Raw genomic sequence first — 23,539 nt, 5'->3', positions numbered from 1 at the left:
TTTTCTTACTTAATTACAGCGGTTACAACGCCGGCGCCAACAGTACGGCCACCTTCGCGAATAGCGAAACGCAAGCCTTCTTCGATAGCGATCGGGGTAATCAGTGCAATTGTCATCTGGATGTTATCTCCAGGCATGCACATTTCTACGCCTTCTGGCAAAGTTACGACGCCAGTTACGTCCGTTGTACGGAAGTAGAACTGAGGACGATAGCCATTGAAGAACGGTGTATGACGGCCGCCTTCTTCTTTTGACAGTACGTATACTTCGGCTTTGTAGTCTGTATGAGGTTTAATCGAACCTGGTTTAGCCAATACCTGGCCGCGCTCGATGTCCTTACGGTCTACGCCACGCAGCAATGCGCCGATATTGTCGCCAGCTACTGCTGAATCCAATAATTTGCGGAACATTTCTACGCCTGTTACTACGGTAGCTTTTGGTTTTTCGGTCATACCAACGATTTCGATGGTTTCCCCTACTTTTACTACTCCACGCTCTACACGGCCAGTTGCTACTGTTCCACGGCCGGTGATTGTGAACACGTCCTCGACAGGCATCAAGAAAGGCTTGTCAGTTGCGCGCTCAGGAGTTGGGATGTATTCGTCAACAGCATCCATCAATTCATGGATTTTGCCGCACCAGTTGCATTCGCGTTTACCGCAGCCGCACTCTAGTACTTTCAAGGCAGAGCCTGAAACTACAGGAATGTCATCGCCAGGGAAATCGTAGCTGGACAGAAGTTCGCGAACTTCCATTTCTACCAGTTCCATCAGCTCAGCATCATCAACCATGTCAGCTTTGTTCAGGAACACTACCATTGCAGGTACGCCTACTTGGCGGGACAGCAGAATGTGTTCCCGCGTTTGAGGCATCGGGCCGTCAGCTGCACTTACTACCAGGATAGCTCCGTCCATTTGTGCGGCGCCGGTGATCATGTTTTTTACATAGTCAGCATGTCCTGGGCAGTCTACGTGAGCATAGTGACGTTTTTCCGTTTCATACTCTACGTGAGCGGTGTTAATGGTAATACCGCGTTCTCTTTCTTCCGGGGCTTTGTCAATCATGTCGTACGCCATGAATTCAGCGCCGCCTGATTTTGCCAGAGTCATGGTGATAGCGGCTGTCAGCGATGTTTTACCATGGTCGACGTGACCGATTGTTCCAATGTTTACGTGTGGCTTGTTTCTTTCAAACTTTTTCTTTGCCATCTAAAAAACTTCCCCCTTAACTTACATTGGCAGCATAGATTGTCTCTTTGCCAACAGGGAATATTCGTGATCACAATAAAAATTCCTGCTGAAAATGCAAAAAACTCCGCCCTAAGCGAAGTTTTTATTATGGTGGCGGCGCAGGGATTTGAACCCCGGACACTTCGGGTATGAACCGAATGCTCTAGCCAGCTGAGCTACGCCGCCATATTTAGTATTCTCGATATGAAGCTGGAGCTAGTGACCGGGATTGAACCGGTGGCCTTATCCTTACCAAGGATACGCTCTACCGACTGAGCTACACCAGCACTATAAATCGTCTGGTTAATAACCAGTCGATAATAAATTTGGTTGCGGGGACAGGACTTGAACCTGTGACCTTCGGGTTATGAGCCCGACGAGCTGCCAGCTGCTCCACCCCGCGACGAGTGGGGAAAAATTGGTTGCGGGAGCAGGACTTGAACCTGCGACCTTCGGGTTATGAGCCCGACGAGCTGCCAGCTGCTCCATCCCGCGACGATAATTAGGGCGGTTAATAAGTTTCTAACCAACCTTAGCTTTGAAGCTAAAGGAAATGGTGGAGGGAGAAGGATTCGAACCTTCGAAGGTGAAAACCGGCAGATTTACAGTCTGCTCCCTTTAGCCACTCGGGAACCCCTCCATATTGTGGAGCTGGTGATAGGAATTGAACCCACAACCTGCTGATTACAAGTCAGCTGCTCTACCAATTGAGCTACACCAGCACATTCACTTTCTCAGTGACAAAATATATTATATAACAGTTACTTCATTATGTCAATAGACTTTTTACAGTATTATTTACCAAATCTATTAACTAATTGGTGGCGGCGCAGGGATTTGAACCCCGGACACTTCGGGTATGAACCGAATGCTCTAGCCAGCTGAGCTACGCCGCCAGATTCTAAGACGGTCGTCGATAATGGCCCATCTGCGTTGTTGCTCCTGCGCGCTCGCTCGCCGTACTTACCAGTACTGTCTTCGCTCACGTGCTCGTCGCGCCTAGCAGCTGTACCATTCTCGCCAACCTAAGCTGGGAGACTAATTCAATGACTTATTGCTTGGGAGCACTCTTCGCTTCGCTGGAGTGGTTGAGACCAAACAATATTTCAAAGCTGGCTGAGCTTACTTTGCCTGGTTTACCAGGGAGACAAGTTCAGGTGCTTTGTTATGAAAATGGAGCTAGTGACCGGGATTGAACCGGTGGCCTTATCCTTACCAAGGATACGCTCTACCGACTGAGCTACACCAGCACATACATAACGACTGGCGATTAACCAGCCGTTATAAATTTGGTGGAGGGAGAAGGATTCGAACCTTCGAAGGTGAAAACCGGCAGATTTACAGTCTGCTCCCTTTAGCCACTCGGGAACCCCTCCATATTGTGGAGCTGGTGATAGGAATTGAACCCACAACCTGCTGATTACAAGTCAGCTGCTCTACCAATTGAGCTACACCAGCATCTTCATCAACCCGGCTATAAATAACCGGTGACGAGATATTATATTACCATAGGATTTCATAATTGTAAAGAGCTAAATAACCATTTTTTTTGGAAAACTAGCTAAAGAAGTACCAGTAGGATATTCCGGCCACCAAGAAGCGATAATAAGCGAAAGACGCCAATGATGAACGGTTCAAAAAACCCAAGAACCAAATAATTGATGCATAAGCAACTACAAAAGCAACTACAAAGCCAATTGCAAACATTTGCAGATCGGCAATACTCAAGTTATTCCAGAATTTGAGCAAGTCATAAAGACAGGCAACCAGCATGATCGGCACAGCGATTATAAAAGAAAACTCGGCTGCTGCTTTGCGGCTCATACCGAAAAGCAAGCCACCGGCAATGGTTGAACCGGAGCGGGAAAAACCAGGCCAAAGCGAAAGCACCTGAAATAGGCCTACAAGAAAAGCTTGCTTTATTGACATTTCCTCTACATCGCGAGTGAGCGGGCGAGGAGACATCTTCTCGGCTACAAGCATGAAAATCGCACCAGCTACCAAACCGATAATCACCGTAAAGGGCGAAAATAAATATGCTTTAATTGGTTTGTGCAGTGCGTATGCAATCAACAATACCGGTACAATCCCTGCAGCTACATGCAAAGCAGAAAGTCCTGAGGTTGATCCTAATCGGCGAATATCCAGCATTCTCATGAATTTATCGCGATATAAAATAAAAACAGCTAGTATTGCCCCAAGCTGAATAAACACTTCAAATACACTTGCCTTTTCCCCTTCAAAACCAAGGAGTGAACCGGTTAATATCATATGACCAGTTGAAGAAACCGGTAAAAATTCCGTCAATCCCTCCACAATACCAATAATCACTGCAATCAGATTCTCACTCACTCAATTGCCACGTCCTTTGCTACCAAAATTGTGCTTTTTTATTATATAGTAAAAATTGCCTAATTAAAACCTTTACTCTCATTTTTTAATAGCTCAATCACTTGCCGGTCTGTCGGAAATGCCAGCGGAGGCAATTGTTCCAGCTCAAAATATCCTACCTCCGAAATATCATCACCTGCAAGCAAAGTTCCGCCTGTGACATGAGCAACAAACCAGATTCCTACCGTATGAACATTGGGATTATGGAAATTAGATAACGCAGTAAAAACTCTCTCCACTTCAATTGTAAGACCGGTTTCTTCTCTAAATTCCCGGCGTACTGCATCGTAGACATCTTCTTCATACTCAACATATCCGCAGGGAATACACCATAATCCGGGATAGGCCGTAGTAGACGAGCGCTTGCCCAACAGAATTTTTCCGTTATTCATAACAATTGCCGCTACTCCTACGATTGGATTCTCATAAAAAATATAACTGCAATTCGAGCATACTAACCGCTGCTTCTCAGCTACTTGCTGATAGTTTAGTTTACCTCCGCACTTAGGACAATGAAAAAACCTTTGGTTTCTCATGCTCACTTATCTAGTATCCCTCTCTTTCTCCACTATCTCTCCCTATTGTACAGCATTAGTAAACGAAAGTTAACGTCTTCCGCAACTAAATACTAGTGCAGCGCCGGCTAGACCGACGTGCACTAGTTACTACATAAACTCTTAGTGAAAAAAAACATTGCTTTCCAGAATACCCTCTTCCGTTATATGAAGATTATGCTGTTTATCCATAAATGCAATAAAGACATTGTCAATGCGATCCTGGTATTTCTGATGAAATTCTTCAATCTCCTGCGGTGAAAACCCCATCTTTTTCAGCAAATCCACTTGCAGCACTCCTTCCAGAATAATCGGCACTAAGATGCGGTTCGCGTCAACGTTAAGCTTCAACTGCTGAGGCGTCACCGGTGAATACTCTGGTTTTCTCAATACACTCAACCTGCCATGAGGCTCAAAAATCGCAACTTCGACCTCAGTTATATCAAATACATCTTTTTCCCTCAGCATTTGCAGTAATATTTCTACCGGCACGCGAACCTTAGCCAAATTAGCTTTAATAATCTGACCGTTCTCTACGAGCACAGTCGGATCAGACGACAGCGATCTTTGTATTTTACGAAATTTAATACTCAGCCAGCTTACACAGATTTGCAAAACGCCTAATACAACCAGCGCCACAATCGTCCTGCTTAATTCAATATGGGGATCAACAATTCCCGCCCCCACAACTGTTCCTGCAGTAATTGATACTGCAAAATCAAACGGACTAAGTTCACCTATCTGGCGCTTCCCCAGTATTAGCCAGATTAGCAGCATCGCCGCAATACTCACTGTGGCGTGAAAAGCAGTTCCACCAAGTGTCTCCATTATTGCCCTCCTCTAATAAACTATTATAGTGTGAACAGTTCGGTCTGGTTTTATTAAGCAAAGGCTGCAGGCAGCAGCTTTTGTCATTCTTATTTCACCCAAAAACCGTTTAAATAATAAAATCAGCCGCTCTCGTAAAAAAGCGGCTGATCTCCATTATCTAATAAATTACTGCATAACCGGCGCCACATAGGGCAAAGTTTTACCTAGCAGCCATAAGAGAATTAGTACTGCCGGAATATGAAAGGCAAGCTGTAAAATAGCATAACCGGCAAGGTCTCTTGCTTTTACGCCGGTAACGCCAAGCAGCGGCAGCATCCAGAAAGGATTGATAAAATTAGGCAGCGCTTCCGCCGCATTATATACCTGCACAATCCAAGCCAGATTGACTTTCAGCTGATTAGCCGCTTCCAGTACATAAGGGGCCTCTACAACCCATTTACCGCCGCCTGAGGGCAGGAAAAGCCCTGCTATAGCCGAGTAAATGCCAACCGTGACGGGAAGTGTCTCCTTATTGGAAATAGATACAAAAAATTGCGCTAGAACATCGTTTAAGCCGCATCCCATCATCATACCAAAAATACCGGCATATAAAGGGAACTGAATAAATACGCCTCCCGTCATAGGTATAGATTTGGCAACAGCCTTAAGAAAAGCTCGCGGCGTCCAATGAAACAGCATACCCACGATAAGCAGCATAAACGTATAAATATTTAGATCCAGTGCGGCTAATCCACCCTTGGTAGTAAATGTGTTTACAAGAAAAAGAAAGCCTAATATGACAACAATTATCGTCAGAATTGGGCTAAATTCCAAATATTCACCAGGAGTTTTTGCTTTTTCAACAACTTCTTCTTCATCTTCCTTGTAATGGATACCAGCCATTTCTGCCGTTTTTGCACGTTCCGCTGACGGCGCAGATACATAACAAATCCAGCAGGATAAGATAATCAGCACGCTAAGCATCACTAAATTTTGCCAGGTAAACAATGTCATTTCTAAACCAATGACTCCGCTTATTTTATATAAGGCCGGTGGAATAGAGTTTTTCGTAGCCATCATTAGCGCCGCCGACGAAGAAAGGCCCAGTGCCCAAATGCTGCACAAACCAAGATACCCTGCAGCGCCAACCGCCCGGTAATCAACACCCTTGACGCGTTTGGAAATTTCTCGAATTAAAAAACCAGACAGGACTAAGCTAAAGCCCCAGCTCAGCAGTGATGCCAACATTGCCACAAGTGCTACATAGGCAACTGCCATTTTGGGAGTTGACGGGACACCTGCCAGTTTAACAATCACGGCTTTAACAGGCTTTGATACGGCAACAACATAACCAGTAATAATAACAAAAGCCATCTGCATAGTAAAAGGCACTAAACTCCAAAATGATTTTCCGAAATCAACAGCTACCTCTGACGGAGTCCGTCCCATCATAAGCGCTACTGCAGCTACCAAAACAACGGCAAGAACGGCAAAAATATACGCATCAGGAAACCACTTTTCGCTCCAATCAGCTAAGGCTGCCCCCCAGCGCGCCAATAAACCGGGTTTTTCTTCTTCTCTTTGCGGAGAAATGACAGTTTGACTCATACGTATCCACTCCTTTGTTTTTATGCACTTCTCATCGTCGAAAGGGAGCTGCTGATAATCAGCGGAGCCTCCGTCTTTTGGACCACTTCTTCTGCCGTAATTCCCGGAGCGACTTCCTCCAGGATCAGACCTGCAGAAGTTACCCGTATCACCGCCAATTCAGTGACAATCAACGAAACAACACCTTGTCCGGTAAGTGGTAAGCTGCACTGTTTGAGAATTTTAGCCGAACCGTCTTTAGCCGTATGTTCCATAGCCACAATAACTTTACGTGCACCGGCAACAAGATCCATAGCACCACCCATCCCCGGCACCATCTTACCCGGTACCATCCAATTTGCCAGATTCCCTTTAACATCTACCTCTAAACCACCTAAAACAGTAACATCCAAATGTCCACCCCTTACCAAGGCAAAGGATAGTAAACTATCAAATACAGCTCCTCCCGGTACGATCCCCGCCGGTTGGCCACCAGCATTAACTAAATCAGCATCAGCGGAACCGCTGAGCGGACCTAATCCAACAAAACCATTCTCCGAATGAAGCGTTACGGAAATATCAGCAGGCAGATAATTGGCTACCAGTGTAGGCAGGCCAATGCCTAAATTAACAACATCACCATTTTTCATCTCTAATGCCACTCTTCTGGCAATTAGTTCCTTGCTGCCCATTGCCATTAGTCCATACCTCCCTGCTCTGCCACAATATAGTCAACAACTATGCCAGGCACCATAACTTCATCAGGATCAATCGCCCCCACTTCTACCACTTCCCCAACTAGTGCTACAACCAGATCAGCGGCCATCGCCATAACGGGATTAAAATTACGGGCAGAGCGTCTGAAGACCAAATTTCCCGCCTTATCTGCTTTATGGGCATATATAAGCGCCACATCGCTTCGCAAAGGTAATTCCAGCAGATAGTCCCGGTTGTTAACCTTGATTTTTTGCTTACCCTCTTCGACAATTGTCCCTACTCCTGTAGGTGTAAGGACCCCGCCTAAACCGCTGCCGCCTGCCCTGATTTTTTCTGCGAGCGTCCCTTGCGGTGTCAACTCAACTTCAAGCTCCCCTGCTAGTAGCTGCTTTCCTGTTTCCGGATTGGTTCCAATATGGGAAACAATGGCCTTTTTTACTTGCCGGTTCACGATAAGCTTGCCAATGCCCCGCTCAGGCATCGCCGTATCATTGGCAATCACGGTCAACTCTTTTACTTGCCTTTTCACTAATTCATCAACCAACGCCAGTGGTGTTCCTACCGCCAGAAAGCCGCCAATCATAACAGACATTCCATCATGGACACCATTGAGCGCTTCTTCCAGTTTTCTTACCTTATTCATTTTCACTCCCCCTTCTTTGAACCAATATTATTTATTTGCAAATTTCATGCCAATAAAATAAAAATTTCCAGATTATTTAATCTGGAAAAAACGTCATTTTGAGCCATATTTACAAAAGATATCGCAGCATGAATATTACTTTTCGTAATAACCGGCAACTTATTGCACACCCAGACGATTACTTTTTGCGCGGTGCGAATTTTTTTGCACACTGCTTAACTTTCTTCATTCGCTCCTGCCAGGCTGTACTCTTCAATCTTATATTGCAAAGCTCTTCTGCTGATTGCCAGGTCACGTGCTGTCTTCATCCGATTGCCGTGATTACAGGCAAGCACTTTGCGAATGATATTTTTTTCCGCTTCTTTGATAATATCCTTCAGACTTCTTCCCTGCCAGTACGGCGGGTTCTCCGGCAGAGCTGCAGCGCATTGCAGCGGCAGCAAATACGGCGGAAGATCTTCAGCAAAGATTAAACGGCCTGTTCCCATTATGACTGCCCGCTCCACTACATTAGACAGCTCCCGGATATTGCCAGGCCAGTGATGCTGCTCTAATAAAGCGATTGCCTCACGATCAAAATCATCGATGTCCCGGTTTGCCTCACGGGCAAATTTTTGTAAAAACAACCGCCCAAGGAAGGCGATATCCTCCTGGCGCTTTCGCAAAGGAGGTATTTCTAGCGTAACTACTGCCAGCCGGTAATATAAATCTTCCCGAAACTCTCCCTTTGCTACCATTTCCGGCAGGGACCGATTAGTCGCCGCTATAATCCGGATATCTGTTTTCACTGTTTGGCAGCTGCCTACTCTTTCGAACTCCCGCTCCTGCAGCACCCGCAATAATTTAACCTGTACAGCTAGCGGCATTTCGCCAATTTCATCAAGAAACAATGTTCCCTTGTCGGCTAGTTCAAATCGGCCCAGCCGCCGCACTGCTGCACTTGTAAACGCACCTTTCTCATGACCGAACAGCTCGCTCTCCAAAAGCGCCTCAGGCAAAGCACTGCAGTTGACTTTTATCAAAGGTCCATTGGCCCTTTGACTATTGTAGTGAATGGTGTTAACAAGCACTTCTTTGCCGGTACCACTTTCACCCGTAATCAATACAGTAGTCTGAGCAGGAGCTACTCTAGCTACCGTTTCATATACCTGACGCATCCTGGATGAATTAGTGAGCGTGCCGTCGGTCCGGTAGTAAGAGGAAATCTCTTTGCGAAGCAGGTTTGCCTCTGCCGTCAGCCGTTTAGCCTCTACAGCACGACGTATAAGAATTTTAACTTCCTCAATATTGAAGGGTTTAATAATATAGTCATAGGCTCCAGCCTTCATAGCTTCTACCGCTGCATCAACTGTTCCAAAAGCTGTCATTAAAATAACAACTGCCGATAATTGACGTTGTTTTATGGCACGAAAGGCTGTCATCCCATCCATCTTAGGCATGCGAATGTCCATGATAATTACATCGGGGCGGTCCCGCTCCGCTATTTCAAGGCCTTTAACTCCATCATCAGCCTCACTGACCTCATATCCTTCTTTACACAAAATAAGTCCAAGCATAGCGCGTACACTTTCCTCGTCATCAACTATCAGAATTTTAGTGTTCACCATTCGTACTTTCCCCCTTCCGCGTGCGAGGAATCTGTAACCGGACAATTGTTCCCCCGCCTGGATTATCCTCTAAAATAACATTGCCCCCTTGAGCCGTAACGAGCCGTTGAACCACCGACAGTCCTAATCCCGTTCCTGTCTTTTTCGTTGTAAAAAAAGGATCAAATACTTTTTTCTTTATGTGCTCTGCAATACCTGGTCCGTTATCTGCAAAGCTTAATTCTACTACATCAGTCTTATGTATATACTTACCGCTCACGCATACAGTTCCTGCCTGCTCCATTGCCTGAACCGAATTAATTACCAAATTGAGAAAAACTTGTTTAACCTGTTCCTCATCTAATTCTACCTGCGGTAAATCATCAGGCAGATTAACTGTAAATATAATCCCTTGATGCTCTGCACGGCTTCGAATTAACACTAGCGTGTCGTGAATAACCCTGCCCAAATCAGTTGGCGCAAGTGCAGCCTGGCAAGGGCGGGCAAAATACAATAAACCTTCAATGATCTTGTTCATCCTATCTACTTCACGGAGCAGCAAGGGAAGATATTTCTGACGCTCCTCTTCTGTGCCTGCCGTTTGAAAATATTGCAGAAATCCTTTAATACCTGTCAGTGGATTGCGGATTTCATGGGCTACACCAGCTGCCAATTCTCCCAGAGTCGCAAGCCGCTCGGCCCGGGTTACCTGATCTTCCAATTGCTTACGTTCGGTAAGGTCCTTGAATACCACAACTGCTCCAAGGACTTCTCCATTCAGATTCTGCAGAAGCGAGGTAGTTGTACTAATCCATAAGATTCCCTGCTTAACAGGATATTTTAGCTCTCCTGCGATATGAGGTTCTCCTGTACGCAGTGTATCAATCAATAGACTTGGACAATACTGCTCCATATGAAAAATCTCTTCATAAAACTTGCCCATCACATCCTGCTGGGCAAATCCTGTCATTTGCTCAGCTGCTCTGTTAAAAGCGCTGATTCTGCCCTGTGTATCAACAGCAATTAGTCCATCTGCAATGCTATCCATAATATTCTCGCTAAGAGAACGGGCATTAACCAATGCATTAGCCATTTCATTGATAGTTGCAGCAACTTCTCCCATTTCCCCTCTTAAACCGGTTATACGGCGACGCAAATCGAATTTCAATTCTTTGACACCATAAATAACCGACTGTACATCGCGCATCATTCCCTCAGTTAATCCCACAATTAATAGCAAACTCACAATTACGCCTACCATAACAGACAGAGAAATACTGCTATCCATTGCAGCCACTTGCGCACGTACATCATCGGTCAGCTCATTTACAAACACATAGCCAATAACCAGCCCATCACGCTGCAAAGGCCTCATAGCATTCATAATATTTCCACGCACCAATGTCCCGAACTCTACGCGAAACTCATTATTATCCATTACTGATCGCCCTGGATGGTCATTGCGTATAGCCCACCCTACTGTATACCCGAACTGCTGTGAAGGCCCGTATGTTACGATAGCATCTAATTCCCTGGCATAATAACCTGCACCCAAACCGGGAGAAGCTGCCGCTATTTCGTCTGTAATTACCATTAGCTCCCGATTGAGAACTTTAAGCTTTTCCTCTTTGCTCCCTTCTTGAACACCATGCCTCCGGAGAATTCCGTCAAAGCCCTGCGCCCCCAGTCGGGAATCAAATAAAACTGCAATAGCGGCCAGCTTACTCTTTTTTTCATCCAGAAGAGATTGTTCTGCACTATGCTTCATCGCATAGCTGGCTACCAGAATTGGAATATTGACAATAATTAAGGATAGAATTAGCATACGACCTCTTAAGCTTTTAGCCCAAAACTCCCACATAAGAAAACCTCTCTATTGTAGTACTTGCTATTTATCTCTATGCAAAATCCGTACCACTCAGAATATGCAACCCATCTTTATACAACAAAAAAACCTCCACTGCGTTACAGCGGAGGTTTTAAAATTAACTAATGCTATAAAGTTTGCTCACCCGGATGCCAGTCAATAGGGCATAAACCGCCAGTCTGGAAAGCTTGCACTACACGAAGCGTTTCATCAACACTGCGGCCTACATTTAGGTCACTGATAACCGAATAACGTAAAATTCCTTCCGGATCAATCACGAACAAGCCTCGCAAGGCGACCCCCTGTTCTTCAATCAATACACCGTAGTCACGGGCTACTGATTTTGTCATATCTGATGCTAACGGATACCGGAGGCTCCCTAGCCCCCCATCAGCAACAGGCAATTTAATCCACGCCTTATGGCTGTATACACTGTCAGTACTCACTCCGAGTATCTCAGCACCGGATTTTTGAAACTCATCTAACCGTTTGTCAAATCCTTTGATTTCGGTAGGGCAAACAAATGTGAAATCCAGAGGATAAAAAAATAGAACCAGCCATTTCCCTTGATAATCCGATAATCGCACGACCTGATCCAACGTATCAAGATTTTTCGTACTCGGCATTTGAAATTCAGGCGCCTTTTGACCAACTTTAGCAGTCATTTTACTCCTCCCTTTATTTGCATAACAGATATCTGCTAATTTAATTTTACAATTTCCATTTCCCTGCTATTGTATACCAAAATTAGACAGTAGGAAGGATAGACTACCACAAGCGCATTTAGTTAATCGCAATAACAGGCAACGCCTCAGTAGCCATTGAACAGTAATGTGTGCGCCCATTATAATCTAGTACTAGTTTTCCATCCGTATAATCTCCCGGCCAGGCAACAACAATTGTATGCTTTCTGCTCAATTGTTTAATTAGTGGCATAGGGTCTAAATTAAGTACAGGAGTAAATAACACTTCAATACCGTCCAAAAGAATGACTTCTCCTTTTAATGCGGTAAGTGCCTCACTCATAATACCCGGCGCCTGCTCAGGCCGAGCCTTAGGTACCATCTCCAGAATGTCATCTGTAATTAGTATCCGAGTATCAACATATTTCCAACCACGCATAGATGCCAAGTCCCGCAAGATTTTACTTTTTCCGCTACCAGGTCGTCCTACAAGCAAGATTAGCCGTTCCGGCTTCCGGGATGCATCATGGACACTCTCAATTATATGCTGAATAGGTACAGCCATCTGCCATTTCCCCCTTGCATTGGTTTTGATATTTTAATAGTTGTCAGCCACGCTGCTTATGGCTAACATTCCTCAAAAAACAACAAAATCCTCTGCCTAATAATAATTTAATTACAAAGAGAAAAAGACATCCCTTGTGCGGATGCCTTTTTTATTCATCGTCCAAATGGTCACTATAGCCCGCAATGGCCCCATCTTTATTAAGACCGGCCAAGCCCTTATACATGCCGCGAATATCAGTATCGTCGCCACGGTTGTCAAGATATCGCTCCAGCTTACGCTTAACTCGCTGCAGAGCATTGTCAATTGATTTAACGTGACGCTCTAGTTCGACAGCAATTTCTTGATAGGATTTGCCGTCCAAATAAGACATAAGCACTTTCCATTCAAGATCACTTAAAATTTGACCCATTTTTTCTTCAATATCAATAAACTCTTCTCTGCTGATAACCAATTCTTCCGGGTCCGAAATTTTAGAACCAGACAATACATCTAGCAATGTCCGATCCGAGTCTTCATCATAAATCGGCTTATTCAAGGAAACATATGAGTTCAAGGGAATATGTTTCTGGCGCGTAGCCGTCTTAATTGCCGTAATAATTTGACGAGTAACACATAATTCGGCAAAAGCTCGAAAAGAAGAAAGTTTATCATTACGAAAATCGCGAATAGCTTTATAGAGTCCGATCATACCTTCTTGAATGATATCTTCCCTATCTGCACCGATTAGAAAGTAGGATCTTGCTTTAGCACGAACGAAGTTGCGGTATTTGTTAATTAAATACTCCAGAGCGACTGTGTTGTCGTTATCTTTTGCATCAATCACAATTTCTTCGTCGGTCATGTTATCAAAACAGCCATACAGTTCGCGTTGAGTATTAAGCCGCATCACATCGCCCCCATTCCATCTATGCTTTACTTTCACTGAAAAAGAAAATGTACCAAGAGTCTAGTGCTTGCTAGTCTTTGTACATGCTCAGTCAAAACAAATTATACTCTACAATTTGATCTTTAGTCAAGCCATTCTTGTCCTTGCGAAAAAGTCGGGCCCTCAACGGCGGCGGCGCATCTCATCTAATTTCCGCATAATATCAGCATCAACTCGGCTGCCGACTTCATTCCTTCGATAAGTCAACACGCTTTCGGCATAGGTTCGTTCCTGCATCTTAGTACATTCCAAAACGTCCCGCCTTAGTTCACGCGTAGAAATACGATAAGCACCGGACCCAAGAATAGCCATCTGTTCCGCTCCGTCAGAAGTAACTACATATACTGTTTCTCGTTGACGGACAAGCAGATATACCATTTTCTCAATATAACTGTCGGCAGTCTGTCCATCAGCAGTATAAATTACATCCACACCGGATACTTTGTTTTCCACTGCTGTCAAACTGGCAGCCGAATGAGCATCATAAACAACTGTAACCCGGTATCCTTTATACGCACCATAACCAGCCATCATTTCCACTAATTTGTCACGAGCATGCTCCAGACTCTGATCCTTGAGCTTAATCAGTTCCGCCCATGCATTGATAACATTATACCCATCCACAATAAGAGCGGCATTCATATGTTTCTCCCACATTAAATTCGTTAGAGCGGTTTCTTGATAGACCGCTCTTTTTAATCACTGACTATTATTCTGCTGTGCAAAGGGAGGAAGCTTTGTTCCTACCTTAACTATTGTATTATCTGGCAAGTAACGGTCTTTTGCCAGCACTTCGCGCTTTACTTCTTTTCCACCAAGGCGCACTACCCGTACAGTAGTAATCTCATAGCCTGGCTTTCCCTGTTTATCAACTTTGGTTTCACCCAAATATAATTCACTATCTTGCTTCTTGATAATAGCCGGAGGAATAACTTGCCTGTCAATAGACATAACCTCTACCGCTTCCTGAGGATGAGCCTGCCCAAACAAACCAACCACTAATGTGTCATTTTCCACTTCCGCCATAATCATAACCGGCCCATTAGAAGTATTAGTAAATTTAAAATCTAACACCCCATAGGCTACTGTGGCATCACGTCCAATAGAAACATATCCCAGTGGCTTCGAGTGGTTAAAGCGCTCTGTAATCCCCATATTAGCCATAAGAACAGCATTATACAGGGTTGAAGACACCTGACACACTCCGCCGCCAATTCCGGGAACAAATTCACCATCAACAATTTCCAAGGCTTCCTTAAAGCCCTGCGGCTTCTCCCGTGGTCCCACTGTTTCATTAAACGAAAAAGTCCGGCCAGGGTAAACAATTTGACCATTTATCTTACGTGCTGACAGCTTTATGTTAGCCGTCCGGTTTGCCTCTTTAGCATCAAACTTTGTAGTATACGTTGCTAGCAATTCCCGAATACCTGTCTGGCTGATATCTGCCACCGTAATCTCCGGTTCCAACGGCTTAACCGGTAATGGCAGATTAATCGCTTCAGGACTTCTTAGCGCCTGAACAATAAGCGGCCGCACTGCCTCCAGCTCCAATTGGCGCCCCGGTTCCTGGGGCACAATGCCACCTGTAAGCACACTTAAAGCGGCATTACGTGAAGGCTGATCAATGGCTTCCCGCCATTGATCAAGGAGATAACTTAATTTACTATCATTATACCGTATGCGTACTGGTATGCGATAGCCCTGCTCACTGGCTGTACGAATATTTTGCAGACGTTCCCATAAATTACCTCGCCGGCCAAAACTCCAGGCTTCCTCTATTGTAGCATCAATATCAATAGCGAAATCAATGCTCTTGGGTTCCACATAAAAACGTGTATCTCCATAATAAAGGGTTATATTTTTATTTAGCTGTCTGTTTTGCCAAACCGTCAATAATTGTGTCATTTCCTCACGGCTTACCCCACCAACCTGAACACCGTCTACGGACACACCATCATACACCTTATTCCCTAAAAGCGGTCGTAAGGCTGTATAGCCTGCTATTCCCATCACCAACAGAACTACCGTCAAACCTAGCACCCATTTTTTCACTTATTCTTCAACTCCCGTTGTCTGAGCACTTCATACAATAGCAGCGAACAAGCAACCGATGCATTAAGAGAAGTTATCTTGCCTTTCATTGGAATTCGTACAACAAAATCACACTCTTCTTTTGTCAATCGTCCCATTCCTTGACCCTCGCTGCCAACAACAACAACAATTGGTCCGGTTAAATCGGCCTCGTAGTAATTCTTATCGCCATCCATATCGGCCCCAACTACCCAGAGACCTTGCTTTTTTAATTTCTTTAGCGTTTGCGATATATTACCAATACGTGCTACCGGAACATATTCGACAGCCCCGGCCGATGTCTTGGCCACGGTAGCAGTTAGAGGACTGCTGCGCCTTTTGGGTAAAAGCACTCCATGAACACCAGTCGCGTCAGACGTACGTAAAATAGCGCCCACATTATGAGGGTCTTCAAGCTCATCTAGCAGCACAATAAACGGCTGTTCACCACTTTCTTGCGCCTTACCCAGAATATCCTCCAGTTCTGCGTAGGCCACCGGAGCCACCATCGCCACTACGCCTTGGTGACGCATACCTTCTGTGATCTGATCCAATTTAGCTGGATCAACCTCTTGTACAACAAGCCCTTGAGAACGGGCTTGTCCTATAATTTCCTTAATAGCACCATGACGTTCACCTTTAGCAACGAGTATTTTATTTATTGAACGGCCACTCTTCAGCACTTCAGCAACACTGTTACGGCCAGCTACAAATTCTTCTGACATTAAGATCGCTCCTTTTCTAATAGGATTTATAGTCTTCCCTGCTCATTTAAAAATATAACCGGGATTAACCCGGTTTTAGCTGCTAATACTATTTTCTATTCATTGCCGCCAAGCGGCCACAGGTTAATTCTCCCTCATTACAAACTCCGTAAGTCACACAGGTTGGCCCGGCTTTTTTAAAGAGAAGAGGCGCAACCTGGACTACCTCAGCAAGCATCAGATTGGACATCTGGCGTATTTCCCATTGAGCACGGGTACAGCAGCGCAATTCAAAGAAATGCAGCAGCGTCCTGGCATTCATGGTGACTACAATCTTAGTCTCCGTAGCGTTGGCAAGAACATATCTTGCGTCTTCCTGATGAACGCCTAATTGAATCAGTTCATCATAAGACTGTTGAATTGTCTGCATCAACTCTTCGAATTTTGCCTTAGCTTCCGGTTTTGCCGCAACACTTGGCGGTACAATATATTCAAAGTCATGTTCTTTCACGTACCGTTGCGATTGTTGGGAGTATGAAGCAATCCGGTGGCGAACTAACTGATGCGTCAATACTCGCGACACGCCCTCAATTGCAAAAGTAAAGCTAACATGCTCTAATGTTGAAAGATGGCCCATTTCCACAATTTTGCCAACTAGTTTGGCAATCTGCTCTTCAGTCATCTTTTCAGCCAACTGTTCCGCGCCAATAGGTGAGTAACAAAGCCGGGCAGCCATTGCGACTGTTCTTTCCGGCTCAGGGGTATAGCAGATTAATTTTGCTTTCATCTTTTTCTCCTGTCCTTTTGTCTTTAGTGTCTTGGCAAAGTTGTGAATTAGAATTAGACAGTGTAGATTTTTTTTGCAATGCAAGGCGGGGGAGTCCGCGCATATCGGGAATATGTAAGGCGACGACAACGCAGCAGTGCGAAAAAAGATACGCTGGCTAAGCTAAGATTTAACATTGCTAAGACACTGGCTATCAATAAAACACAAACAAGAACGTTTTATCGGCAGACTGCTCTTATTTTGTCATTTCCCGGGAAATAATGGCAAATGCCTTTTCTGCTATTTCCGACAATCTTTCATTATTTTTGCTCAAATATAGATACCCCAACAATGCTTCAAAACCAGTACTATAGCGATAATCAGCTACAGATGCGCTCTTGGGCACTGTTGATTTTGCATTGCGACCCCTGCGAACAATGTCAATCTCTGCATCAACTAATTCCGGCTCTATCTGCCTTAAGGCATTCGCCTGACTGGTAGCGGAAACCATTTTTGCACTAAAGTCATGCAGTATTCTAACCCTGCCCTGTTCATAAGTAAGCAGTCTGGTACGAACATACAACGCAAAAAATGCATCTCCAACATAGGCAAGTACCAACGGATGGAGCCGCTGAGGCGGTCCGTCAAACTCTTTCGCAGACGAATCGGCCTCAACTTGCTCTAATACCCGCTTTCGCAGTAATTCAAAGTGATCGAATTTCACCTTTTTTTCCACCTAACGCCTTGAGGCGAATCTTCCAATATAATACCAATACTGCCTAAACGGTCACGCACAGCATCTGCCATCGCCCAGTCTTTTTTTTGTCTTGCCTGCTGGCGAAGCTCAATAATAATTTCCATTAGCTGATCAACCAGCCCTTCCTGCTCCTCTAGCTTGCCGTCCCTCTCCAATACTAAAATTCCAAGAATATCAGCAATGAGATAATAGGCTTTTTTAGCAGCAGACACAGCCTGCTGATCACAGTCATTGGTTACCTTACTCTGAAAAATATTAATTTCTTTAGCTAAACCAAACATAACACTGCCAGCTAAAGCAGTATTAAAGTCATCGTCCATTGCTGCTTCGAAATCCAATTGTGCCTGAGCAGCTGCCTGAATCAGATTCTTAGAATCGTCATTTTCTGCTCCGGCAGGCATTTTTTCCAGGTGCTGAATAGTTTCCACTGCGGTACGCAAACGCTCCAGACTGCGTCCGCTCTCACTTAATCGCTCATCACTAAAGTCCAAAGGACTGCGGTAATGGGTAGAAAGAATAAAGAAACGAACAACTTCTGGTGAAAAATGTTCCAAAATATCTTTTACTAAAAAGAAATTATTAAGTGATTTGCTCATTTTTTCTTCATTAACAGTAATGAAGCCGTTATGAAGCCAATAATGAACAAAAGGATCAATCTCGCTAAAAGCTTCCGATTGAGCAATTTCATTCTCATGATGAGGGAAAATCAAATCGCTGCCGCCGCCATGAAAATCGAAAGTCTTACCCAAATACTTCAGAGACATTGCCGAACATTCAATATGCCAGCCCGGCCGTCCCGGCCCCCAAGGACTTTCCCATGCAGGCTCGCCTGGTTTGGCGCTTTTCCACAAGGCAAAATCCATTGGATGCTTTTTCCGCTCATCCACGTCCACACGAGCTCCTGCCTGCATATCATCCAGGGTACGGCCACTTAGTTTTCCATAATCTTCAAAGTCGGCAACACTGTAATAAACGTCTCCGTCTACCTCATATGCCGCCCCTTTATCGACAAGTGTTTTTACCATATTAATAATTTCCGGAATATGCTCAGAAACCCGGGGATATAAATGGGCCTGCCTAATTCCTAATTTGTCCATTACTTCGAAGTAGGCTGCAATATAGCGATTGGCTATGACATCCCAGGTTACGCCTTCGGCATTAGCTGTATTAATTATTTTGTCATCCACGTCGGTAAAATTCTGAACGTGAAGTACATCAAAACCACGATATTCCAGGTAGCGTCTGATGACATCCCATGTAACAAAGGGACGGGCGTTGCCAATATGAGGATGATTATAGGGCGTTACGCCACAGACGTAAACCTTTACTTTTCCTGGCTCAACAGGGATAAACTCTTCTTTCTGTTTTGTGAGTGTATTAAATACTTTTAGGGTCATCTTTCTTCAGCTCCTCTTCTAAATGAACGATCCGTTCTTCTAGCCTCGTCATATTGCGATGCATACAGGTTAGCATTTCTGCTATAGGATCGGGTAATTGATCGTGTTCCAAGTCAATTTCTTCACTGTCTCGACCATTTAGCTTTTTGCCGTCTTTTACTACTACCTGGCCTGGAATACCAACCACAGTAGAGTTTGGCGGCACTGCATGAAGCACTACCGATCCGGCTCCAATTTTTGAATTGTCACCAACACTAAAAGATCCAAGTACCTTGGCACCACTCGCAACAACTACATTATTCCCAATTGTCGGATGCCTCTTCCCTTTTTCTTTACCTGTGCCGCCTAGTGTGACTCCCTGGTATAGCGTAACATTAGCACCAAGCTGCGCTGTTTCACCAATCACTACTCCTGAACCATGATCAATAAATAACCCCTCACCGATTTCAGCCCCTGGATGGATTTCCACCCCAGTAAGAAAACGTCCCAAATTTGAAATCATGCGCGGTATAAGTACCCAACCTTTTCTATACAATGGATGAGAAAGGCGGTGGAACCAAATAGCATGTAGTCCAGGATAACAAAGCAATACTTCGGCCACACTTCTTGCGGCTGGATCACGCTCAAAAATAACCTGCACATCTTTTTTAATCCGCCTAAACATTGCAATCCCCTCCAAAAGTATTACGGTGAAAATAAAAAAACCACCGACTCTTACAGAGACGGTGGTTCCGTGGTCCCACTCTGTTTAAGCATGCCTTAACAGTGCATACTTCGCTTATTTCCGGATAACGGCCGGTACAACCGGGATAGCATACTATTTTCCGCCATCCTGCTCACAGGTGCATTTTTGCATTCCTTGCCCGGTATCACTTTCAGCCAACGGCAATACCTCTCTGGGGAGCTGGTTATATGCATACTTCTCCTGCTCATCGCATTTTTTCTATTCTTATCCATTATAATCATCGAGCCATATTGGTGTCAACAAACAAGCTATACTTTTTCCAGCGTGGCTTTAAGACGCTCAAGAGCACGCTCTCTACCTAAAAGCGGTATAAGATCAATCAATTCTGGTCCATGCATTTTGCCGGTAAGCGCTACGCGAATCGGCATAAACACTTTTTTACCGCCGAGCTTCAGCTCTTTGGTGATAGCCTTCAGTAATGCTTTAATGCTGGCTGGATCGATTACTTCCAACGCATCAATTTTCGCTTTAAAAGCATCGAAAACTGCTGGTGCATCTGCATCCCGCAATACTTCATACGCTTCATCATTCTCTAATTCAACATTGTCATTAAAGAAGACATCCACATGCTCCACTACTTGTGCAGCATAACTGATATACTCTCTTGTTGCAGCCATTACTTTAACCAGCCATGCTTTTTGCTCCGCTTCAATGCTTTCTCCAACATATCCGGCCGAGCGCAGATGAGGCAGCGCCATTTCTAGAATTTCTTCCGCGCTTATCTGTTTCATGTATTGAGCATTAATCCAATTTAATTTGTCAATGTCAAACACAGCGGGATTTTTAGCAACTCTATCCATACCAAACTGTTCAATCAATTCTTCACTAGAAAAAATTTCCTGCTCATTTGCCGGAGCCCAGCCTAAAAGTGCCAAAAAATTCACAATTGCCTCAGGCAAATAGCCTAAGCTGCGGTATTGATCAACAGAAGTCGCTCCATGGCGTTTGCTCATTTTCGTACGGTCTTTTCCCAAGATGAGAGAAATATGACCAAACTCAGGAATAGGTAATTCCAATGCCTGGTAAAGTAAAATCTGACGAGGTGTGTTAGAAAGGTGCTCCTCCGCCCGGATTACATGTGTAATTTTCATCAGGGCATCATCTAACACTACTGCATAATTATACACAGGTATTCCGTCAGACTTGACAATGACATAATCGCCGACACCATTTGATTCAAAACTCATTAGTCCGCGAACCAAATCTTTGAAAATAATCTGTTGATTCTCAACTACTTTAAACCGCACCACCGGTTTTCGCCCTTCGGCAATAAATGCAGCTTTTTCTGCTTCTGTCAAATGGCAGCACCGGCCTGTATAGCGTGGAGTTTCCCCCTTATCCATCTGTCTCTGCCGTTCAATCTCCAATTCAGACTCTGAACAGTAACAATGATAGGCTTGTCCCTTTGCAAGCAATTTATCCGTATATGAGCGATAAATTTCCAGGCGTTCCGTCTGCCGGTACGGACCATAAGGGCCGCCTATATCAACACCTTCATCCCAGGTAATTCCTAACCATTGTAAAGCTGCTTTAATGTTTTCCTCTGATTCCTTGGTTGAGCGCTCCCGATCCGTATCTTCAACCCTCAGAATTAATTTCCCGCCTTGTTTTTTTGCCAGCAGCCAGTTAAACAAGGCCGACCGGGCACCGCCAATATGAAAAGGTCCGGTTGGACTTGGTGCAAACCGTACCCTCAGTTCGTTTTCAGACATGACTCTTACCCCCCATTTCCTATTCATGGATATTGTATAGTATTCTATGGATTTTGGCAAATTTTAGTTGTCGAAAGAATCAATATGGCATGGGACGGTTTTACTGACACAAGATTTCTGCAGCCTAGTAAACAAGGGGACTGTCCCCTTGTTTTGCTGTCCTAATAAAAACGCCTGCGTGGCTATACCATCCGCAGGCGTTTACATTTATTCCGTTTCGTTACTAAACTTAATCAAAAACAGCCCATTAAGGATATCAGGGGTAATCAGTGTTGTATTGACACTCTTGTTGCTGGATACCGTCCTGGCACCATCGGCAAGAACTTGCAGCCGCCAGAAAACTTTATTATTGAACCAAAGCTCCCCGCAGGTTGTTCCGTCTTCCATACGGGAAACACTGATATTCATGTTGAAGTTGCCAGCAAAGGCCGTAGCAGGTGAAGCAAATATAGTGGCTGCCAGAACTAAAATTATGATATAACGCATACATGAACACCTCCGCCATTAATTACTAATGAATGCATTAATAATATGCGCTGTTGAACAGCATTTATGCACAGTATGTCCGTATATTTGCACTTCAGACTATGCGTCGATGATAGTAACTGCAGCCTGAGCTGCAATTCCTTCCCGGCGGCCGGTAAAGCCTAAGGTCTCCGTTGTAGTTGCTTTTACATTTACTTGGTCAAGCGTAATCTGCAATGTTTCGGCAATCGTATTGTTCATCTGAGAGATGTAAGGTGCCAGCTTGGGTTTTTCTGCAATAATAGTAGCGTCTACATTATGCACTACATACCCTTTTTCTGCTAATAGCTCTCTCACTCGCGCTAAAAGCATTACACTTGATGCTCCTTTATACTGTAGATCAGTATCAGGAAAGTGACGTCCAATATCACCGAGTGCCGCCGCTCCAAGTAACGCGTCCTTGATCGCATGCAGCAGAACATCCGCATCAGAATGCCCGTCAAGTCCATGAGAATAAGGGATCTCTATACCACCAAGAATTAGCTTCCTTCCCTCTGTGAGCCGGTGTACGTCATATCCTATTCCTACCCGCATATCTTTTCGCTCCCCTAAAAGTGCTTCGGCTATCCGTAAATCTTCAGGACTAGTAATTTTTATATTATTATAACCGCCAGGCACTATTTTTACTTTTTTACCCAACCTTTCAACAAGACCGGCATCATCTGTACCTAAAAAACCATCTTTCAACGCCCGCGCATATGCTTCGCGCAGCAAAGTGGCATCAAATCCTTGGGGAGTTTGAATGGACCAGAGTGTCTGCCGAGGCGGTGTCTCAACAACATATTTCTCGTTGTCAATTATTTTAATCGTATCTTTGACTGGAACGGCAACAACAGCTGCCTTATGCTTTCTTGCACCATCAATGACTTGCTTTACGACCGCCGGATCAATCAATGGCCGTGCTGCATCATGGACCAGAATCAATTTTGTCTCTTGACTGACTGCCTGCAAAGCATTGGTAATAGAATATTGCCGTTCACTGGCACCGGCAACAATTCGCCAGGGTTTACCGGGTTGATATTGTCTCAATACTTCAGCAAGCTTATCTATTTCGCTTGCTGCCCCCACAATAATTAGTTCATCCACTTCGGGACAAGCTGCTATCGCAGCTGCGCTTCGCGCAATTATTGGAACATTATGTATGGTAAGAAAAATTTTATTTATTTCACTGCCCATTCGTTTTCCTGAGCCGGCAGCTGCAATAATCGCAGTTATCATCACAAATATTTCCTTTCCATTTCAATATTGTAGGCTTATATTCTCTCAAAAATAAAAAAGGCCTGCCCTACAGGCAGGCTTTAAA

23 protein-coding genes, 10 tRNA genes and 1 other annotated feature are annotated in these 23,539 nt (G+C 44.5%); of the genes, 1 reads left to right on the top strand and 32 read right to left on the bottom strand.

The annotated features are described in order from the left end of the window. Positions 1–5 precede the first annotated feature (5 nt). The 8 genes from tuf to RTR76_RS18635 form a co-directional block, all read right to left on the bottom strand. Entirely contained in the window at positions 6–1,208 is a 1,203-nt protein-coding gene (gene tuf / locus RTR76_RS18670) for an elongation factor Tu (RefSeq protein ID WP_312523713.1), read from the bottom strand. A 130-nt stretch (positions 1,209–1,338) separates the two neighbouring features. After that, positions 1,339–1,415 (bottom strand) — tRNA-Met (locus RTR76_RS18665). Between the two features lie 25 nt (positions 1,416–1,440). Next, positions 1,441–1,516 (bottom strand) — tRNA-Thr (locus tag RTR76_RS18660). A 40-nt stretch (positions 1,517–1,556) separates the two neighbouring features. Then, positions 1,557–1,632 (bottom strand) — tRNA-Met (locus RTR76_RS18655). Between the two features lie 16 nt (positions 1,633–1,648). Then, positions 1,649–1,724, bottom strand: a tRNA-Met gene (locus RTR76_RS18650). Positions 1,725–1,783: 59 nt separating this feature from the next. Continuing rightward, a tRNA-Tyr gene (locus RTR76_RS18645) sits at positions 1,784–1,869 on the bottom strand. A gap of 6 nt (positions 1,870–1,875) precedes the next feature. Further along, positions 1,876–1,951 (bottom strand) — tRNA-Thr (locus RTR76_RS18640). A 97-nt stretch (positions 1,952–2,048) separates the two neighbouring features. Then, positions 2,049–2,125, bottom strand: a tRNA-Met gene (locus RTR76_RS18635). A 150-nt stretch (positions 2,126–2,275) separates the two neighbouring features. Here RTR76_RS18635 and RTR76_RS18630 point away from each other — a divergent pair. Then, positions 2,276–2,425: a hypothetical protein gene (locus tag RTR76_RS18630; RefSeq protein ID WP_312523712.1), complete on the top strand. Its 150-nt coding sequence runs from the start codon at positions 2,276–2,278 to the stop codon at positions 2,423–2,425. Here the strand turns inward: RTR76_RS18630 and RTR76_RS18625 are convergent. From RTR76_RS18625 to ispD, 24 genes are all read right to left on the bottom strand, one after another. Continuing rightward, a tRNA-Thr gene (locus tag RTR76_RS18625) sits at positions 2,404–2,479 on the bottom strand. The genes RTR76_RS18630 and RTR76_RS18625 overlap by 22 nt on opposite strands. 40 nt (positions 2,480–2,519) lie before the next feature. Then, a tRNA-Tyr gene (locus RTR76_RS18620) sits at positions 2,520–2,605 on the bottom strand. A gap of 6 nt (positions 2,606–2,611) precedes the next feature. Continuing rightward, a tRNA-Thr gene (locus RTR76_RS18615) sits at positions 2,612–2,687 on the bottom strand. Positions 2,688–2,786: 99 nt separating this feature from the next. Further along, a complete protein-coding gene (locus RTR76_RS18610; protein WP_312523711.1) occupies positions 2,787–3,581 on the bottom strand; it encodes an undecaprenyl-diphosphate phosphatase in 795 nt (264 codons plus the stop codon). Positions 3,582–3,640: 59 nt separating this feature from the next. Further along, entirely contained in the window at positions 3,641–4,156 is a 516-nt protein-coding gene (locus RTR76_RS18605; protein ID WP_312523734.1) for an NUDIX hydrolase, read from the bottom strand. 141 nt (positions 4,157–4,297) lie between these two features. Beyond that, entirely contained in the window at positions 4,298–5,002 is a 705-nt protein-coding gene (locus RTR76_RS18600) for a DUF421 domain-containing protein (RefSeq protein ID WP_312523710.1), read from the bottom strand. 168 nt (positions 5,003–5,170) lie between these two features. Next, complete coding sequence (locus tag RTR76_RS18595; RefSeq protein ID WP_312523709.1) at positions 5,171–6,592, bottom strand: TIGR00366 family protein; 1,422 nt, start codon at positions 6,590–6,592, stop codon at positions 5,171–5,173. Between the two features lie 20 nt (positions 6,593–6,612). Next, positions 6,613–7,263 (bottom strand): 3-oxoacid CoA-transferase subunit B, encoded by a 651-nt coding sequence (locus RTR76_RS18590; RefSeq protein WP_312523732.1) that lies wholly within the window; start codon positions 7,261–7,263, stop codon positions 6,613–6,615. A gap of 5 nt (positions 7,264–7,268) precedes the next feature. Continuing rightward, positions 7,269–7,931 carry a 3-oxoacid CoA-transferase subunit A gene (locus RTR76_RS18585; protein ID WP_312523708.1) on the bottom strand — a complete coding sequence of 221 codons (663 nt, stop codon included), beginning with the start codon at positions 7,929–7,931 and terminating at the stop codon, positions 7,269–7,271. A 215-nt stretch (positions 7,932–8,146) separates the two neighbouring features. Further along, the gene (locus tag RTR76_RS18580) at positions 8,147–9,538 is read right to left on the bottom strand and encodes a sigma 54-interacting transcriptional regulator (RefSeq protein ID WP_312523707.1); all 1,392 of its coding nucleotides are present in this window, start codon (positions 9,536–9,538) and stop codon (positions 8,147–8,149) included. Next, positions 9,525–11,378 carry a two-component system sensor histidine kinase AtoS gene (atoS, locus tag RTR76_RS18575; protein ID WP_312523706.1) on the bottom strand — a complete coding sequence of 618 codons (1,854 nt, stop codon included), beginning with the start codon at positions 11,376–11,378 and terminating at the stop codon, positions 9,525–9,527. Before atoS ends, RTR76_RS18580 begins: the two co-directional genes overlap by 14 nt. A 134-nt stretch (positions 11,379–11,512) precedes the next feature. Beyond that, the gene (locus RTR76_RS18570; protein ID WP_312523705.1) at positions 11,513–12,049 is read right to left on the bottom strand and encodes a peroxiredoxin; all 537 of its coding nucleotides are present in this window, start codon (positions 12,047–12,049) and stop codon (positions 11,513–11,515) included. A gap of 118 nt (positions 12,050–12,167) precedes the next feature. Then, on the bottom strand, positions 12,168–12,632 hold the full coding sequence (brxF, locus tag RTR76_RS18565) for a BREX-3 system P-loop-containing protein BrxF (RefSeq protein WP_312523704.1): 465 nt from the start codon (positions 12,630–12,632) through the stop codon (positions 12,168–12,170). 151 nt (positions 12,633–12,783) lie between these two features. Continuing rightward, a complete protein-coding gene (gene sigH, locus RTR76_RS18560; RefSeq protein ID WP_312523702.1) occupies positions 12,784–13,521 on the bottom strand; it encodes an RNA polymerase sporulation sigma factor SigH in 738 nt (245 codons plus the stop codon). Between the two features lie 162 nt (positions 13,522–13,683). After that, positions 13,684–14,202: an NYN domain-containing protein gene (locus tag RTR76_RS18555; RefSeq protein WP_312523699.1), complete on the bottom strand. Its 519-nt coding sequence runs from the start codon at positions 14,200–14,202 to the stop codon at positions 13,684–13,686. A gap of 57 nt (positions 14,203–14,259) precedes the next feature. Continuing rightward, entirely contained in the window at positions 14,260–15,612 is a 1,353-nt protein-coding gene (locus RTR76_RS18550) for a VanW family protein (protein WP_312523697.1), read from the bottom strand. Beyond that, a complete protein-coding gene (gene rlmB / locus RTR76_RS18545; RefSeq protein WP_312523730.1) occupies positions 15,609–16,361 on the bottom strand; it encodes a 23S rRNA (guanosine(2251)-2'-O)-methyltransferase RlmB in 753 nt (250 codons plus the stop codon). Before rlmB ends, RTR76_RS18550 begins: the two co-directional genes overlap by 4 nt. An 82-nt stretch (positions 16,362–16,443) precedes the next feature. Continuing rightward, positions 16,444–17,121, bottom strand: a complete 678-nt coding sequence (gene thyX, locus RTR76_RS18540; RefSeq protein WP_312523695.1) for an FAD-dependent thymidylate synthase — start codon at positions 17,119–17,121, stop codon at positions 16,444–16,446. A gap of 235 nt (positions 17,122–17,356) precedes the next feature. Beyond that, entirely contained in the window at positions 17,357–17,824 is a 468-nt protein-coding gene (locus RTR76_RS18535) for a Mini-ribonuclease 3 (protein WP_396145475.1), read from the bottom strand. Further along, positions 17,821–19,254 (bottom strand): cysteine--tRNA ligase, encoded by a 1,434-nt coding sequence (cysS, locus tag RTR76_RS18530; protein WP_312523693.1) that lies wholly within the window; start codon positions 19,252–19,254, stop codon positions 17,821–17,823. The genes RTR76_RS18535 and cysS overlap by 4 nt, the downstream gene beginning before the upstream one ends. Further along, on the bottom strand, positions 19,235–19,918 hold the full coding sequence (gene cysE, locus RTR76_RS18525; RefSeq protein ID WP_312523691.1) for a serine O-acetyltransferase: 684 nt from the start codon (positions 19,916–19,918) through the stop codon (positions 19,235–19,237). The genes cysS and cysE overlap by 20 nt, the downstream gene beginning before the upstream one ends. A 51-nt stretch (positions 19,919–19,969) precedes the next feature. Continuing rightward, positions 19,970–20,196 (bottom strand) — a binding site (T-box leader). 51 nt (positions 20,197–20,247) lie between these two features. Beyond that, positions 20,248–21,711: a glutamate--tRNA ligase gene (gene gltX / locus RTR76_RS18520; protein ID WP_312523689.1), complete on the bottom strand. Its 1,464-nt coding sequence runs from the start codon at positions 21,709–21,711 to the stop codon at positions 20,248–20,250. 207 nt (positions 21,712–21,918) lie between these two features. Continuing rightward, complete coding sequence (locus tag RTR76_RS18515; RefSeq protein ID WP_312523687.1) at positions 21,919–22,197, bottom strand: hypothetical protein; 279 nt, start codon at positions 22,195–22,197, stop codon at positions 21,919–21,921. A 99-nt stretch (positions 22,198–22,296) separates the two neighbouring features. Continuing rightward, positions 22,297–23,454: a 2-C-methyl-D-erythritol 4-phosphate cytidylyltransferase gene (gene ispD, locus RTR76_RS18510; RefSeq protein ID WP_312523686.1), complete on the bottom strand. Its 1,158-nt coding sequence runs from the start codon at positions 23,452–23,454 to the stop codon at positions 22,297–22,299. Positions 23,455–23,539: the final 85 nt, after the last annotated feature.

Origin of the sequence: Anaerospora sp. (assembly GCF_032013335.1) — a bacterium.
GTDB lineage: Bacteria > Bacillota > Negativicutes > Sporomusales > DSM-15969 > Anaerospora.
The sequence above is the reverse complement of the archived record's forward strand: the minus strand, read 5'-3'. Positions and strand labels throughout refer to the sequence as shown.

Bases quoted from the DNA above. Each gene is read 5' to 3' on its own strand.
- tuf (WP_312523713.1), bottom strand. From the start codon at position 1,208: ATGGCAAAGAAAAAGTTTGAAAGAAACAAGCCACACGTAAACATTGGA.
- RTR76_RS18630 (WP_312523712.1), top strand. From the start codon at position 2,276: ATGACTTATTGCTTGGGAGCACTCTTCGCTTCGCTGGAGTGGTTGAGA.
- RTR76_RS18605 (WP_312523734.1), bottom strand. From the start codon at position 4,156: ATGAGAAACCAAAGGTTTTTTCATTGTCCTAAGTGCGGAGGTAAACTA.
- RTR76_RS18600 (WP_312523710.1), bottom strand. From the start codon at position 5,002: ATGGAGACACTTGGTGGAACTGCTTTTCACGCCACAGTGAGTATTGCG.
- RTR76_RS18595 (WP_312523709.1), bottom strand. From the start codon at position 6,592: ATGAGTCAAACTGTCATTTCTCCGCAAAGAGAAGAAGAAAAACCCGGT.
- RTR76_RS18590 (WP_312523732.1), bottom strand. From the start codon at position 7,263: ATGGGCAGCAAGGAACTAATTGCCAGAAGAGTGGCATTAGAGATGAAA.
- RTR76_RS18585 (WP_312523708.1), bottom strand. From the start codon at position 7,931: ATGAATAAGGTAAGAAAACTGGAAGAAGCGCTCAATGGTGTCCATGAT.
- RTR76_RS18580 (WP_312523707.1), bottom strand. From the start codon at position 9,538: ATGGTGAACACTAAAATTCTGATAGTTGATGACGAGGAAAGTGTACGC.
- atoS (WP_312523706.1), bottom strand. From the start codon at position 11,378: ATGTGGGAGTTTTGGGCTAAAAGCTTAAGAGGTCGTATGCTAATTCTA.
- RTR76_RS18570 (WP_312523705.1), bottom strand. From the start codon at position 12,049: ATGACTGCTAAAGTTGGTCAAAAGGCGCCTGAATTTCAAATGCCGAGT.
- brxF (WP_312523704.1), bottom strand. From the start codon at position 12,632: ATGGCTGTACCTATTCAGCATATAATTGAGAGTGTCCATGATGCATCC.
- sigH (WP_312523702.1), bottom strand. From the start codon at position 13,521: ATGCGGCTTAATACTCAACGCGAACTGTATGGCTGTTTTGATAACATG.
- RTR76_RS18555 (WP_312523699.1), bottom strand. From the start codon at position 14,202: ATGAATGCCGCTCTTATTGTGGATGGGTATAATGTTATCAATGCATGG.
- thyX (WP_312523695.1), bottom strand. From the start codon at position 17,121: ATGAAAGCAAAATTAATCTGCTATACCCCTGAGCCGGAAAGAACAGTC.
- cysS (WP_312523693.1), bottom strand. From the start codon at position 19,254: ATGACCCTAAAAGTATTTAATACACTCACAAAACAGAAAGAAGAGTTT.
- cysE (WP_312523691.1), bottom strand. From the start codon at position 19,918: ATGTTTAGGCGGATTAAAAAAGATGTGCAGGTTATTTTTGAGCGTGAT.
- gltX (WP_312523689.1), bottom strand. From the start codon at position 21,711: ATGTCTGAAAACGAACTGAGGGTACGGTTTGCACCAAGTCCAACCGGA.
- RTR76_RS18515 (WP_312523687.1), bottom strand. From the start codon at position 22,197: ATGCGTTATATCATAATTTTAGTTCTGGCAGCCACTATATTTGCTTCA.
- ispD (WP_312523686.1), bottom strand. From the start codon at position 23,454: ATGATAACTGCGATTATTGCAGCTGCCGGCTCAGGAAAACGAATGGGC.